The following is a 14,379-nucleotide window of genomic DNA, read 5'->3' as shown; positions in this document are numbered from 1 at the left end:
TGTCCACCGGGCCCTCTCGACGTACGGGTCGATCAGTCGCGAGGCTCCTGCGGCTTGCCGCCCTCGGAGGGGCGGCCACCCTCGGAGGGACGACCGGAGCTGGTCAGCTCGCGGGACTCCGCGCTGGCCAGGCCGTGCTCCTCCTGCCGCTGCTCGAGCTCGACGGCCGCCGGCGACTCGATCGGCCGGAAGAAGCCCCGGATGGCGCGCCGGGCGCCACCGATCTGGTTCATCTTCTTCGGGACGGAGGCGCCGCCGTAGGCCAGCTGGCCGTGGCCGTGCTCGTCCACCGGGCCGAGCGGCTGGTGGACCTCGATGAACTCACCGTGCGGCAGGCGCCGGATGACGCCCGTCTCGATGCCGTGCTCGAGGACCTCGCGGTCGTGCTTCTGCAGGCCGAGGCAGATGCGGTACGTGAAGACGTACACCAGCGGCGGCACCACGATCAGCCCGAGCCGGCCGACCCACGTCATCGCGTTCAGGCTGACGTCGAACTTGTCGGCGATGACGTCGTTGCCGCCGGACATGATCAGCCAGAAGTAGAACGCCACGGACATGGTGCCCAGCGAGGTGCGGACGGGCACGTCGCGGGGACGCTGCAGCAGGTGGTGCGCCGCGGTGTCGCCGGTCAGCTTCCGTTCGATCATCGGGTAGAGCGCCAGCAGCGTGAAGAGGATGCCCGGCAGCACGAGGGTCGGCCAGAACAGCGCCGGGATCTGGTAGTTGCCCGGCAGGTTGATGTCCCAGGCCGGGAAGAGCCGGGTCGACCCGTCGAGGAACATGACGTACCAGTCCGGCTGCGAGGCAGCGGACACCTGCGCCGGGTTGTACGGACCCCACAGCCAGATCGGGTTGATCTGCACCAGCCCACCGAGCGCGGCGATGACGCCGAACACGATGAAGAACAGACCACCGGCCTTGCCCGCGAAGGTGGGGAAGAGCCGGTTGCCGACGACGTTGTGCTCGGTCCGGCCGGGCCCCGGGAACTGGGTGTGCTTCTGCTTCACCAGGAGCAGCATGTGCACGGCGATGAGCGCGAGCAGGATCGCCGGGATCAGCAGCACGTGGACGATGTAGAACCGCCCGATGATCAGCTCACCCGGGAAGTCGCCACCGAAGACCGCCCAGTGCGCCCACGTCCCGATCACGGGGATGGCCAGGATGATCGCGCTGATGATCCGGAGGCCGGTGCCCGACAGCAGGTCGTCGGGGAGGGTGTAGCCGGTCGCGCCCTCGAGCATGGCCAGGACCAGCAGCCCGACGCCGATGAGCCAGTTGGTCTCCCGCGGCCGGCGGAACGCGCCGGTGAAGAAGATGCGCAGCAGGTGCACGATGATCGACGCCATGAACAGCAGGGCGGCCCAGTGGTGGACCTGCCGCATGAAGAGGCCACCGCGGACGTCGAAGGAGAGGTCGAGCGCCGAGTCGTACGCCGCCGACATCTCCACGCCACGCAGCGGCGCGTAGGCGCCCTCGTAGGTGACCTCGCGCATCGACGGGTCGAAGAAGAACGTCAGGTAGGTACCCGACAGCAGCAGGACGATGAACGAGTAGAGCGCGATCTCGCCGAGCAGGAACGACCAGTGGTCGGGGAAGACCTTGTTCAGCGTCCGGCGCAGCGGGCCGGCGACGATCAGCCGGTCGTCGATCTCGTGCGCGGTCTTGCCGAGCCGGCTGGTCGGGGCGCCGGGCGCCGTGGCGGTACGAGCCATCAGATGCGCTCCCGGTTCCAGTAGGTGGGACCCACGGCTTCAAGGTAGTCGCTGCGCGCCACGAAGTAGCCGTCCTCGTCGACATCCAGCGGTAGCTGGGGCAGCGCGCGGGTGGCCGGCCCGAAGACCGGCTTGGCGCCCTGCGTGACGAGGAACTGCGACTGGTGGCAGGGGCACAGGATGCGGCTGGTCTCCTGCTCGTACAGCGACACCGGGCAGCCGGCGTGCGTGCAGATCTTGGAGAACGCGACGTAGTCGCCGTAGCCGAAGCCGTCCTGGCCCTCGCGGGGCTCCTCGACGGCGACCTGCTCCGGACGCAGCCGGATCAGCATCGTGGCGGCGTCGGCCTCGCGGTTGCCGCCGGGCACCTCCGGAAACACCGTCTCGAGCGAGCCGGGGACGGCGTCGCCCGGGCGGATCGGCGTGCCGTCGTTGCGGACCAGGCGCACCCCGGGGGCCCAGGACGTGGTGCCGAGCGGGTTCCCGGTGTTCGGGTTCTTGATCAGACCGCCCAGCGGCATCAGCAGCATCAGGCCCAGGCCGCCGCCCATGAAGGCCAGCGACCGGGTGATGAGCTTGCGCCGGGCCAGGCCGCTGTTGTGCAGGCCGCCGACCAGGGTCGCCCCGGTGGTCACCCGGTCGAAGTGGGACCCGTCGTGCTTGTCCTGCACCGCGGTCTCGTGCGGCAGCAGCTTGCGGGTGTAGAGCACGAGTCCGAGGCCCACGAGGATCAGCGCGAGACCCATCAGGACCCCGAGCATCGGGGTGAACCACGAGCTCCAGGTGCCGCTGTCGATCGTCCACTCCCACTCGGGGAGGAACCAGCCGGAGCCGATGTAGATGACGACGAAGCCGAAGGCGGCGAGACCGGCGAGGGCGAAGACGGTGCCGACCTGCCGGACGGAGCGCCGCTCGAGGGCAGAGCCCGGCTCCGGGCCAGGGTCGACGTGCAGGATCTGCACGCCGTCGTAGGAGGCGCCCAGGCGGTCCAGCTCCTCGCGGGGCATCGCCGCGAGCTGTTCCGGGGTGTAGTCGTCGTCCGGCCCACCGTGCAGCGGTCCGGCGGTGTCCGCGCCGCCGGCCGAGCCGGGGCGGGTGTCGTGCGTGGTCACGCCTTGGTCCCCATCCAGAAGATCCCGAACAACAGGGCGCTCATCCCGACCAGCCAGATGACCAGACCCTCGGCGACGGGGCCGGTGCGGCCGATCCCCGCGCCACCCGGGTCCGGCATCTCCTTGACGGTCTGGACGTAGTTGATGATCGAGCGCTTCTCCTCGGGGGTGAGCTGGTTGTCCCCGAAGACCGGCATGTTCTCCGGCCCGGTCAGCATCGCGGTGTAGATCTCGGTGTCGGTGGCGTCCTCGAGGGAGGGCGCGTACTTGCCCGAGGAGAGCGCGCCGCCCTCGCCGACGAAGTTATGGCACGAGGAGCAGTTGAGCCGGAACAGCTCGCCGCCCAGCGCCAGGTCACCGTCGCGCAGGTCGCCGGTGGGGACGGCGGGGCCGCCTCCGTTGGCTTGCACGTAGGTCACCAGCTGGTCGATCTCCTCGTCGCTGAAGACGACGGGCTTGTCCGGACCCTGCTCGCCCTGGCGGACCAGCGGCATGCGACCGGTGTGCACCTGGAAGTAGACGGCGGCACCACCGACGCCGATGAGGGACGGGCCGCGGCCCTCGACGCCCTCGAGGTTGTCGCCGTGGCAGGTGATGCAGCTGTTCTCGTAGATCTCCCGGCCGGCCTCGTAGTTGGGGTCACCGGCGGCCTCGGGCTCCTCGGCCTGGGCCGGGGCGATCGTCGAGTAGAGCCCGCCGGTGAGCACGAGGGCGGCCATCAGGCCGGCGACGTTGGCGACCCGGCGGCGGGTCTTGGACAGCCGGCGCGAGCGCGCGGCGGCGGCCGGGGTGCCCTCGGCCGGACGGGACCGGCGGAGGCGTGCGCGGCGCGGCTCGTCGTCGGGCCGGGCGTCGGACTGCGGGTTCGTGGTGGACACCGGTTCCCTAGCGGATCAGGTAGATCGTGGCGAAGAGCCCGATCCACACGACGTCGACGAAGTGCCAGTAGTAGGAGACCACGATCGCCGAGGTCGCCTGTGCCGGCGTGAAACGGCCCATCGTGGACCGGATGAGCAGGTAGACGAAGGCGACGAGGCCCCCGATCACGTGCAGGCCGTGGAACCCGGTCGTGAGGAAGAAGACCGACCCGTAGGTGCTCGTGTTGATCTTCGTGCCCTCCTCGACGAGGGTGCGGTACTCGTTCGCCTGGCCCAGCACGAAGATCAGGCCCATCACGAAGGTGATCGTGAACCACCGCCGCAGGCCGTAGACGTTCCCCTGCTCCGCGGCGAAGACGCCGAGCTGGCAGGTGATCGAGGACGCGACCAGGATCACGGTGAAGGTGAGCGCGTACGGCAGGTTCAGCTCGGTCGGCTCCGGAGGCCAGCCGTCCACCGCCCGGGCACGCGCGGTGAAGTACATGGCGAACAGGCCGGCGAAGAACATCAGCTCGCTGGAGAGCCAGACGATCGTGCCGACGCTGACCATGTTCGGTCGGGTCAGGGAGTGCACCCTGGACGTGTCGAAGGTGCCGCTCGCGACGGGAGCCGTTGTCACGCCGCCATCATGGCACCGCCCGCCGACAGGGACGACCGTGGGTCATCGGGCGTGGCGTGCTCCGTGACCGGGTCGAGATCCTCCCGCGCGCTCCCCGTGCCGGGAGATCGCGGGCACTAGGCTCCCCGACGTGAGTTCGCCCTCAGCCAGCCCGGCCGTCGCGGCCACCGTCCTGGTCTACAGCTCCCGGCCCGAGGTGCGGGAGCTGGTGCGCACGGTGGTGGGTCGCCGGCCCGCTGCCGACGTCGGCCCGATCACCTGGATCGAGTGCGCGACGGGGGAGGACGTCATCGACACCGTGGACGCCGGCGGCATCGACCTCTGCGTCCTCGACGGCGAGGCGCAGCCCACCGGTGGCCTGGCGCTCGCCCGCCAGATCACGGTCGAGCTCGCCGACCGCCCGGCGCTGTGCGTCCTCATCGCGAGGCAGCCCGACCGGTGGCTGGCCCACTGGTCGCAGGCCGACGCCACGCTGCCGATGCCGCTCGACCCGCTGACCGCCCCCCGCGTCGTCGCCGACGTGCTGCGGTCCCGGGTGGGCGTGCCGGCCGTCCGCCGCTGAGCGTCGTGGGCACCCCCACCTGGTCGGGCCTGCTCACCCGGCTCCTCGGCCGGGAGGACCTGACCGCGGACGACGCCGCCTGGGCGATGCGCGAGATCATGGCCGGCGAGGCCACCCCCGCGCAGATCGCCGCCTTCGCCGTGGCACTGCGGGCCAAGGGCGAGTCGCCGGCCGAGGTCGCCGGCCTGTCGGCCACGATGCTCGCCCGCGCCACCCCCGTCGAGTTGGCCGTGGACTGCGTGGACGTCGTCGGCACGGGCGGCGACGGCGCGCACACCGTCAACATCTCCTCGATGGCGTCGGTGGTCGCCGCCGCGGCAGGCGTGCCCGTGGCCAAGCACGGCAACCGGGCCGCGTCGTCGTCCTCCGGGTCGGCGGACGTGCTGGAGGCCCTCGGCGTCGTCATCGACCTGCCCGCGCCCGCCGTCGCCCGGTGCGTGGCGGAGGCCGGGATCGGCTTCTTCTTCGCGCCCGTGTTCCACCCCGGGTTCCGGTTCACGGGGGCGCCGCGGCGGGAGATGGGCATCGGCACCGTCTTCAACTTCCTCGGGCCCCTGGCCAACCCCGCCCGCCCGGTGGCCGCCGCCATCGGCTGCGCCGACCTGCGGATGGCCCCGGTGCTGGCCGCCGTGCTCGCCGGCCGCGGCACCCGCGCGCTGGTGTTCCGCGGCGACGACGGCCTCGACGAGCTGACCACCGCGACGACGTCGGCGGTGTGGGTGGTGGGCGACGGGGACGTCCGGCCGGACCGGGTGGACCCGGCGGCCCTGGGCATCGCCCCGGCCTCGGTCGACGCGCTCCGGGGCGGCGACCCGGCGTTCAACGCCGACGTCTTCCGGCGCGTGGTGGGCGGGGAGCGGGGGCCCGTGCGCGACGCGGTGCTGCTCAACGCGGCGGCCGCCCTCGCCGCCTTCGACGGCATCGGCGACGACCTGCACGGTGCGCTGGCGGCCGCGATGACGCGGGCGGCCGCGGCCGTCGACGACGGGGCTGCCGCCGCGCTGCTGGACCGGTGGGTGGCCGTCAGCCGCGAGGTCGCGCCGGCCCGCTGACGGGGCGCTACTCGAGGCCGATGGCGAACGCGGCCTCGAGGTCGTGCCGGGAGTAGGACCGGAAGGCGATGTGGGTGTCGGTCTCGAGCACGCCGGGGACCTTGTTGATCCGGCCGGCGATCACCTCGGCGATCTGCTCGAACTCGCGGACCCGGACGATCGCGATCAGGTCGGTGTCGCCGGCGACCGAGTAGACCTCGCTCACGCCCTCCAGGTCGGCCACGGCCTGGGCTACCTCGGGGATGGCGTCGGTGGCCGCGTCGATCATGACGATGGCGGTGATCACGCCGGGGATGCTAGCCGGGGCGGCACCCGGCCGCCCGCGCCGCGCGGCGCCGGGGAGACCCGGTCCGGCCGGGCCCGCGTGCCCAGCGCCCGGCCGTCGGCGAACGGCTCGCGCTCGCGGCGGCCGGCGTCGACCTGGTCCAGGAAGGCGCTGTAGGAGCCGGTGCCCGGGACGGGGCAGGCGAGAGTGCCGTCGACCTCGACCAGACGGGTGCCGGGCTTCTCCATCCAGCGCAGCACCAGCTCCGTCTCGTCGACCGTGGCGGCCAGCTCGCCGTCGGGGGCCAACGGCGTCTCCGCGGTGGACAACAGGCCGGCGAGCGTCTGCCGCACGGACGTGCCGCGCGGCGCCCCGCCGGCCGCGACGAGCCGCCCCCGGCGGATGACGGACAGGTGCCAGCCGCCGGAGCCGTCGGGCCGGGCGATGACCAGCTGCGGGACGGCGGCGAGCGACTCCAGCCGCTGGCGGCGGCGCACGGCGCGCACGAGGACGGCGATCCGGTCGCGGAGCACCGCGGCGTCCTCGAACCGCTCGTCGGCGGCGAGCCGGTCCACCCGGGCGAGCAGCGGCGCCACGAGCGCCTCCGGATCGGCGGCGACCGCGGCGCGCAGCACGGCGGCGATCTCGCCGTACTCCTCGGGGGTCTGGGCGCCCGTGCACGGCGCACCGCAGCGCCCCATGCCGAAGAGGGCGCACGCGGTGCCGAGGACCCGGACCGACAGGCGCGGCGTGCACTGGCGCAGTGGCAGGGACTCGTGGATGGCCGCGGCCGCGGCGTCGGCGGCCCGCCGGTCGGGGAAGGGGCCGAGGAACACCCCGGCCCCCGGCCGGACCCGCCGGACGATCGACAGCCGCGGGAAGGCCTCGTCGGTCAGCCGGATCCACAGCGCGCGCTCGGGGAACCGGGACCGGCGGTTGTACCGGGGCTTCTGCTCGGCGATCAGCCGGAGCTCGCGGACCGCCGCCTCCAGGTCGTGGGCGCACGGGATGGCCTCGACGCGCTGGGACAGCGCCACCATCTCGGTGATCCGGCTGCGCTGCTCGCTGGAGGTGAAGTAGCTGCGCACGCGGCTGCGCAGGTCGTTCGACGTCCCCACGTAGAGCGGTTCGTCCTTCGGCCCGCGGAAGACGTAGACGCCCGGCCCGCCGGGCACGTCGTCCACCAGGTGCCGCTTGCGGCGCCGCTCCGGGTCGATCCGCCGGGTGAGGCCGGTGAGTTCCTCCAGCGAGGTGATGCCCAGCGGGCCGAGCCGCTCGAACAGCCCGTGGAGGACGTCGACGGTGGCGCGGGCGTCGGCCAGCGCGCGGTGGCAGGGATCGGTGGTGGCGGAGAAGTAGGGCGCGAGGGTCGCCAGCTTGCAGTTGGGCACCTCGTCGCGGCTGAGCAGCCGGCGGGCGAGGACGGCGGTGTCGACCGAGGCCGCGGCGGGCCAGGCGATCCCGTTCTCGGCGCACGCCGCCTTGAGGAAACCCAGGTCGAACGGGGCGTTGTGGGCCACCAGGACCGCGCCCCGGGCGAACTCCAGGAAGGCGGGGAGCACGCTGCCGATCCGCGGCGCCGCGGTGACCATCGTCGTCGTGATGCCGGTCAGGACGCTGATGTAGGGCGGGATCTCCCGGCCGGGGTCGACCAGCGTCTGGAACTCCCCGAGCACCTCGCCGCCGCGCACCTTGACGGCGCCGATCTCGGTGATCGCGCTGTCGCGCGGGGACCCGCCGGTGGTCTCCAGGTCGACCACCACGAACGTGACCCCGGCGAGGGGGGTGCCCAGTTCCTCGATGGTGCCCTGGACGTACCGCGGGCCCGGGTCGAACCGGGGCGCCGGCCCGGCCCCGGCGGCGGAGGCCCCGGGGACCCACCCGGGGGCGGGAGCGGTGGACGGTGGCACGCGGCGGACGGTAGGTCGGGCCACCGACAGTCTCCGGGACCCACGCCGGGTGCCCGGCCGGCCCCGCGACGGCCGTCCGGTGGCCCGGAGGACGGTGCGGGGTTCCCCCGGCCGGGCGAATGCGCTGGTCGCGGTGGCGCGTCGCCATGACGGGGGTCACCATGCACGTCGGGGACCAGGGCGGTCCCCGCCCCGGCAAGAGGTGATCGATGCTCCCGCGCACCCGGTGGCGCGCACGTCGTCCGTCGGTCCTCCTGGCGGCGGTCGCCTCCGCCACCGTGCTGGCGCTGGCCGGGCCGGCCGCGGCCGCCCCGAGCGACCAGCCCGGCGGCACCACCGGCGTGCTGGACAGCGACGCCCTCGACGAGCTGCAGCGGCGGGCGGCGGAGGTCCAGGCCGACCTCCTGGCCCACCAGGGCGAGGTCGTCGCGGCCGAGCAGGCGCTCGCCGACGCCCGGGACGACGCCGCCGCGGCGGAGTCCGTGGTCGCCGACCTCGAGACTCAGCTGGCCGGGTACCAGGAGGCCGTGGCCGACTACGCCTCCGCCGTCTACCGCGACGGCGGGGCGCTGACCCCCCTGACGCTGCTGCTCTCCGGCGGCGAGCCGGGGGAGGTCGTCGCCGCCATGGGCTACCTCGAGGCGGTCGACGCGCACGCCGCCGAGGTCGTGGGCGCGGCCGAACGGCAGCGCCGGGCGGCCGTGGCCGAGCGGGACCGCGCCGCGGCGTCCCTGGCGCAGGCGCAGGCGCGCGCCGACCAGGTGGCGGCGGAGGTGCAGGCCCTGGAGGACGCCGCCACCGCGGTGACCGGGGAGCTGGACGCCGCGCTCGGCGACGTCGACCGCCAACTGGCGCAGTTGCAGCGGCAGCAGGTCGAGGTCGACGAGCAGACCGCCGCCAACTGGCGCGCCTACCTCGACGAACTCGTGGCGGCCGGGGTCACCTCGCCGCCGGCCGCGGAGCTGCTGGACCCGATCGCGGGCCTCCCGGCCGGGCTGGCGCCGGTCGGCTCGGTCACCGGCAGCGCCCAGCCCGGTGCCGCCCAGCTGCCCCGTCAGCCGACGTCGCTGCTGGTGCTGCCCCGGGAGGCGGTCACGGCGGTCACCACGGTCATGGACCGGCTGGGTCTGCCCTACGCGCCGGGGACGGCGGGGCCGGAGTCCTACGACTGCGGATCGCTGGTGCAGTCGGCCTACCGCGCCGCCGGCGTGGAGCTCCCGGGCGACCAGGCCGGGCTGTTCGCCGTCACCCGGCCGATCGCGAAGGAGGACGTGCTCCCGGGGGACCTGGTCTTCCTGGGGACACCCGAGGCGGGACTCGGTCACGTGGGCCTGGCGCTCGACACGCGCTCGATGCTGGCCGCGGACGCGCGTGCTGGGGCGGTCGTCGTCCGCTCGCTGCCGATGGACCAGGTCCTCATGATCGGCCGGCCCACGCTCGGGCAGCGCCCGCCGGAGGCCGCGCCCGGCGTGACCCCGGGAGCGCTGCGGGTGGAGTGCGGCAACACCGTCTACCCGCCCAGCTTCGACGGGGCGCGGTCCTGGGGCGGTTACCCGAACGGCCTCATCCCGCCGAGCGCGCTGTGCGAGCTCGGCTCCGGGGCGCACTCGCTGCGCTGCGACGCCGCGGCCTCCTACCGGGCCATGGACGCCGCCTACACCGCCGCGTTCGGGTCGCCCATCTGCATCACCGACTCCTACCGCACCTACGCCGGCCAGGTCCGGCTCTACGGGGAGAAGCCGGCCCTCGCGGCGGTGCCCGGCACCAGCAACCACGGCTGGGGGCTGGCGGTCGACCTGTGCGGGGGGATCGACGGGTACGGCACGCCGCAGTACCGGTGGATGGTCGCCAACGCCGGCCGGTTCGGCTGGCTGCACCCCACGTGGGCCGATCCCGGCAACGGCCGCGAGGAGCCCTGGCACTGGGAGTTCGCCGGGACCTGACCGGAACTGTCGGTGGGCGGACCTAGCGTCGCTCTCACCGACGAGAGGACCGGGAGGAGAGCGGCCATGCTGATCGACTGCGACACCTGCACCGCCCGCGGGGCCGGCTGCGCCGACTGCGTGGTCACGGTGCTGCTGGGGGTCCCGCCTGGATGGCAGGACACCGATCCGGCCGTGGTGCCGATGACCCGCCGGGCGCCCCACCCGGCCGCCGAGGACCAGCCGTACGAGGGTGCCGCGAGCGGCGTCGTCGTGGAGCTCGACGAGGTCGAGCGCCGGGCCGTCCGCGCGCTTGCCGAGGGGGGCCTGGTGCCCCCGCTGCGGCACCGCCCGGGCACCGGTGAGGGGAGCGGCGGGCACCGGCGGATCGGCTGACGGGGCACCCACCGGCCGTGTCGGTGACCCACCGGAGTGGCGAGCCTGCGAATCGTGTTGATTCCCACAACTCACGCTGCCCCCGTTTGTCACATGTGCATGTCCTCCGTAGCGTGGGCCCGTCCGACCGGGTGGTCGCCGCCCCCGACGGGGTGGCCTCGGCCGGACACCGCCGAGTCACCGCTGGTGTCCGCATCGCCCTCACGGGCGGCGTGAACGCCGAGGTGAGCCGGGGACCCACCGCAGCACTGGGGTGAGTTCTCGTGTGCGTCCTCACGGCCGCGCAGAGATAGGGCACGTCTTCCCAGCCCGAACCCGTCAGCTAACTCGGTAGGCGGTGATTGAGGAAGAACGGAGAGCCGCCGACCGTGGCGACGCCTCGCCCTGCCCTGGGGCATGCACGAGTACAGCTCCATCCCGGCCGACCGGCCGGGTCCGCCCGTCCCTCCTCCCGCCGGGTCGCCCGCGGGGTGTTGATCGGGACCGCCGCAGCGCTGGCGATCACCACGCTGCCCGGCACCGCGGCCGCCGATCCGGCCACCGCGACCACGCCCCAGCAGGCCGCCCAGCTCGCCGCCGACGCCAGCCAGCGGCTGGAGGGGCTCAGCGAGCAGGTGAACGAGGCCCGCGAGGTGCTGGCCCAGCAGCAGTGGGCCGCCCTCGCCGCGCACCAGCAGGTCGAGCAGAGCCGGGCCCAGCTCGACGCGCTCGACGGCCAGATCCGTCAGGTGGCCCGCAGCGCCTACACCGGGACCGGCGACGACTTCGCCACGCTGGACCTGCTCATGACCAGCGACTCGGCCGAGGACTTCGTCAGCAGCATGTCGATGCTGGACCAGATCGCCGGCCACACGACCGGCGTGCTGGACGAGGTGTCCGACGCCGCCGAGCAGGCCGAGCAGGCGCAGGCGGACGCGGACGCCGCCGCGGCCGCCGCCCAGCAGACCCTGGACGACCTCAGCGCCCAGGAGGCCCAGCTCCAGGCCGACATCGCCGACTACCGGCAGCAGTTCGCCGCGCTGACCGCCGCCCAGCAGCAGCAGGTGCGGCAGGCCGAGGTCGTGCACACCGGCAGTCCCGTCGCACCGGCCGCGGTGGCCCGTCCGGCGGCCGCCAGCGGCTCCGCCCAGGCCGCCGTCGACACCGCGCTGGCCCAGGTCGGCGACCGGTACGTGTTCGGCGCCGGCGGACCGGACGCCTTCGACTGCTCCGGCCTCACGCAGTACGCCTACGCCGCGGCCGGGGTCAGCCTCCCGCACTCCAGCCGCATGCAGTCCCAGATGGGTCGGGCCGTCTCCCGGGGCGAGCTCCAGCCGGGTGACCTGCTGTTCTTCTACAGCCCGGTCAGCCACGTCGCGATGTACATCGGCAACGGCCAGATGGTGCACGCCTCCACCGAGAGCCAGCCGGTGAAGGTCGTCAGCATCGACTCGATGGGCGGCATCACCGCCATGCGCCGGATCGTGTAGCCCGCACCCGCACCCGCACCCGCACGCGCTCCGGGCCGGTGATCCCTCCAGGGGTCACCGGCCCGGTGCTTCTAAGCTCGGGGCGTGTCCGCCCGCCGGGCCGCGCTCGTGGCCGCGGTCGTCCTCGGTGCGGCCTTCGTCCTCGTGGTGGTGCTCCGGACGCCGTGGACGCTGCTGCCCGACCTGCCGGGCGGTACCACCCGTCCCGATCCCACCGCCGGCCTGCCGGCCGAGGTGGTGCGGCGGGCGGAGTCCTTCGCCGGAGCGCTGCGCCCGGCGTCGCTGGCCGCGCTGGTGCTGAGCCTCGCGGTCTCCGCCGTCCTGGGCCTCACCCCGCTGGGCGCGCGCCTGGTGCGGGCCGTGGCCCGTCCGCTGGGCGGCGGCTGGGTCTGGCAGGTCCTGCTCGGCACGCTCGCCATCCTCGCGATCGGCCGGCTGGTCACGCTGCCGATCGCCGTCTACGGCGAGATCGTGCGGCACCGCTACCAGCTGTCGACCCGGAGCTGGCCGCTGTGGCTGCGCGACGTCGGCGTCTCCCTGGCCATCGACGCCGCGCTGACCGGTGCGGGCCTGCTGCTGCTCGTCTGGCTCATCCGCCGGGTGCCCCGGTGGTGGTGGGCGTGGGCGGCCGGTGCAGCCGCCGCCCTCGTCGTCGTCGGCTCGTTCCTCTACCCGGTGGTCATCGAGCCGGCGTTCAACAGCTTCCAGCCGCTGCCCGCCGGCCAGCTGCGCACCGACCTCCTGGAGCTGGCGGAGGAGAACGGCACCCCGGTGGACGACGTCCTGGTCTCCGACGCCTCCCGGCGGACGACGGCGCTGAACGCCTACGTCTCCGGGTTCGGGAGCACCCGGCGGATCGTCCTCTACGACACGCTGCTCGACCGGCTGCCCGACGACGAGATCGAGTCGATCGTCGCCCACGAACTGGGGCACGTGTCCGACGACGACGTCCTCACCGGGACGCTGATGGGCGCCCTGGGCGCGGCGGGTGCCGTCGCGCTGCTGGGCTGGCTGCTCAGCTGGACGCCGCTGCTGCGCCGGGCCGGCGTCGACTCCCCGGGTGACCCCCGGGTCGTGCCCCTCCTGCTGTTCCTGATCGCCGTCGGCACGCTGGTCGCGACGCCGGTGCAGAACCTGGTGTCGCGGCAGGTGGAGGCCCGCGCCGACCTGCACGCGCTCGACCTCACCGGCGACGCCGCGGCGTTCACCGCCATGCAGGAGCGGCTGGCCGCCACCAACATCTCCGATCCCGATCCGCCGGCGGCCTGGCACTGGTTCTTCGGCTCGCACCCGACCACGGCGCAGCGCCTGGCGTTCGCCGAGGACTGGCTCCGGGCGGAGGGCCGGAGATGAGCCGGACCCTGGTCGTCACCAACGACTTCCCACCCCGGCAGGGCGGCATCCAGACGTTCGTGGCCGCGCTCCTGGCCCGTCGCCCGCCGGAGTCGCTGGTCGTGCTGGCGTCCCGCTCGCCGGGCTGGGAGGCCTACGACGCCGCGCTGCCCTACCCGGTGGTCCGCCGTCCCACGGGCATGCTCCTGCCGACGCCGGCCACCCGCCGCGCCGCCGTCGAACTGGCCCGCCGGTACGGCTGCGACAGCGCGGTCTACGGCGCGGCCGCACCGCTGGGGCTGCTCGCGCCGGCGCTGCGTGCGGCGGGGGTGGAGCGCCAGATCGGCATCACCCACGGGCACGAGACGGGCTGGGTGGCGGTGCCCGGCGGCCGCCAGCTCATGCGGCGCATCGCCGGGGACCTCGACGTCCTCACCTACATCAGCGACTACACCCGCAGCCGGCTGGAACCGGCGCTGGCCGGCCGCGGCCGGCTGGCCCAGCTCTCGCCGGGCGTGGACGTCGACGTCTTCTCCCCGGCGGTCGACGGGACGGAGGTGCGCCGCCGGCACGGCCTGGGCGACGGCCCGGTCGTGGTCTGCGTGTCGCGGCTGGTCCCGCGCAAGGGGCAGGACGTCCTCGTCGCCGGCTGGTCCCGGGTGCTGGCCCGGCATCCCCGCGCGCGCCTGCTGCTGGTGGGCGGCGGGCCGCAGGAGTCGGCCCTGCGGCGCGAGGTGAGCGGGAGGGGGCTGGGGGACTCCGTCGTCCTCACCGGGCCGGTCGCCCCCGGGCAGCTGCCGGAGCACTTCGCCGCCGGGGACGTGTTCGCCATGCCGTGCCGCACGAGGCGCGGCGGTCTCGACGTCGAGGGACTGGGGATGGTCTACCTCGAGGCCGCGGCCTGCGGCCTCCCCGTGGTGGCCGGCACCTCCGGCGGCGCTCCCGAGGCGGTGCGGGACGGCATCACCGGGTGCGTGGTGACCGATCCCCGCTCGCCCGAGGTCGTGGCCGACACCGTGTCCGGGCTGCTGGACGACCCCGCGCGGGCCCGGGCCATGGGAGCGGCGGGACGGGCGTGGGTCGAGCAGCGCTGGTCGTGGACGCACATCGCCGACACCTTCGCCGGTCTGCTCCAGTGACTCGCGGCGGC

General features: G+C 74.2%; 13 protein-coding genes and 1 riboswitch. Of the genes, 7 read left to right on the top strand and 6 right to left on the bottom strand.

Annotated features, from left to right (window positions below):
* Positions 1-32: 32 nt before the first annotated feature.
* From N555_RS0122680 to N555_RS0122665, 4 genes are read right to left on the bottom strand one after another with little or no spacing between them, the layout of a single operon-like run.
* Positions 33-1,712, bottom strand: coding sequence for a cytochrome bc1 complex cytochrome b subunit (locus N555_RS0122680; RefSeq protein WP_029433782.1), 1,680 nt, complete (start codon positions 1,710-1,712; stop codon positions 33-35).
* Complete coding sequence (locus N555_RS0122675) at positions 1,712-2,824, bottom strand: cytochrome bc1 complex Rieske iron-sulfur subunit (RefSeq protein WP_051684382.1); 1,113 nt, start codon at positions 2,822-2,824, stop codon at positions 1,712-1,714. Before N555_RS0122675 ends, N555_RS0122680 begins: the two co-directional genes overlap by 1 nt.
* The gene (locus tag N555_RS0122670) at positions 2,821-3,702 is read right to left on the bottom strand and encodes a cytochrome bc1 complex diheme cytochrome c subunit (RefSeq protein WP_029433780.1); all 882 of its coding nucleotides are present in this window, start codon (positions 3,700-3,702) and stop codon (positions 2,821-2,823) included. The genes N555_RS0122675 and N555_RS0122670 overlap by 4 nt, the downstream gene beginning before the upstream one ends.
* 7 nt (positions 3,703-3,709) lie before the next feature.
* Complete coding sequence (locus N555_RS0122665; protein WP_029433779.1) at positions 3,710-4,321, bottom strand: aa3-type cytochrome oxidase subunit III; 612 nt, start codon at positions 4,319-4,321, stop codon at positions 3,710-3,712.
* A 130-nt stretch (positions 4,322-4,451) separates the two neighbouring features.
* Between N555_RS0122665 and N555_RS0122660 the strand changes: the two genes are divergently transcribed.
* Together N555_RS0122660 and trpD are read left to right on the top strand one after the other, a co-directional pair.
* Entirely contained in the window at positions 4,452-4,883 is a 432-nt protein-coding gene (locus tag N555_RS0122660) for a hypothetical protein (protein ID WP_051684381.1), read from the top strand.
* A 5-nt stretch (positions 4,884-4,888) separates the two neighbouring features.
* Positions 4,889-5,935, top strand: a complete 1,047-nt coding sequence (gene trpD, locus N555_RS0122655; RefSeq protein WP_029433777.1) for an anthranilate phosphoribosyltransferase — start codon at positions 4,889-4,891, stop codon at positions 5,933-5,935.
* Between the two features lie 7 nt (positions 5,936-5,942).
* Here the strand turns inward: trpD and N555_RS0122650 are convergent, their stop codons facing one another.
* Both N555_RS0122650 and N555_RS0122645 read right to left on the bottom strand, forming a co-directional pair.
* Entirely contained in the window at positions 5,943-6,221 is a 279-nt protein-coding gene (locus N555_RS0122650) for an Lrp/AsnC family transcriptional regulator (RefSeq protein WP_029433776.1), read from the bottom strand.
* Positions 6,218-8,110, bottom strand: coding sequence for a DEDD exonuclease domain-containing protein (locus tag N555_RS0122645; protein WP_081866424.1), 1,893 nt, complete (start codon positions 8,108-8,110; stop codon positions 6,218-6,220). The genes N555_RS0122650 and N555_RS0122645 overlap by 4 nt, the downstream gene beginning before the upstream one ends.
* Positions 8,111-8,319: 209 nt before the next feature.
* Between N555_RS0122645 and N555_RS0122635 the strand changes: the two genes are divergently transcribed.
* The 5 genes from N555_RS0122635 (at position 8,320) to N555_RS0122615 (ending at position 14,368) form a co-directional block, all read left to right on the top strand.
* Complete coding sequence (locus N555_RS0122635; RefSeq protein WP_051684380.1) at positions 8,320-10,053, top strand: NlpC/P60 family protein; 1,734 nt, start codon at positions 8,320-8,322, stop codon at positions 10,051-10,053.
* 66 nt (positions 10,054-10,119) lie between these two features.
* On the top strand, positions 10,120-10,428 hold the full coding sequence (locus N555_RS0122630; protein WP_029433773.1) for a hypothetical protein: 309 nt from the start codon (positions 10,120-10,122) through the stop codon (positions 10,426-10,428).
* Positions 10,429-10,635: 207 nt separating this feature from the next.
* A riboswitch (cyclic di-AMP (ydaO/yuaA leader) is annotated at positions 10,636-10,780 on the top strand.
* 118 nt (positions 10,781-10,898) lie between these two features.
* Positions 10,899-11,897 carry a C40 family peptidase gene (locus N555_RS0122625; RefSeq protein WP_231503096.1) on the top strand — a complete coding sequence of 333 codons (999 nt, stop codon included), beginning with the start codon at positions 10,899-10,901 and terminating at the stop codon, positions 11,895-11,897.
* 84 nt (positions 11,898-11,981) lie between these two features.
* The gene (locus tag N555_RS0122620; protein ID WP_029433771.1) at positions 11,982-13,250 is read left to right on the top strand and encodes a M48 family metallopeptidase; all 1,269 of its coding nucleotides are present in this window, start codon (positions 11,982-11,984) and stop codon (positions 13,248-13,250) included.
* The gene (locus N555_RS0122615; protein ID WP_029433770.1) at positions 13,247-14,368 is read left to right on the top strand and encodes a glycosyltransferase family 4 protein; all 1,122 of its coding nucleotides are present in this window, start codon (positions 13,247-13,249) and stop codon (positions 14,366-14,368) included. The genes N555_RS0122620 and N555_RS0122615 overlap by 4 nt, the downstream gene beginning before the upstream one ends.
* Positions 14,369-14,379 lie beyond the last annotated feature (11 nt).

Source organism: Blastococcus sp. URHD0036 (assembly GCF_000701365.1).
Classification (GTDB): domain Bacteria; phylum Actinomycetota; class Actinomycetes; order Mycobacteriales; family Geodermatophilaceae; genus Trujillonella.
Note: the sequence above shows the minus strand (reverse complement) of the source record. Positions and strands in the feature narration are given on the sequence as shown.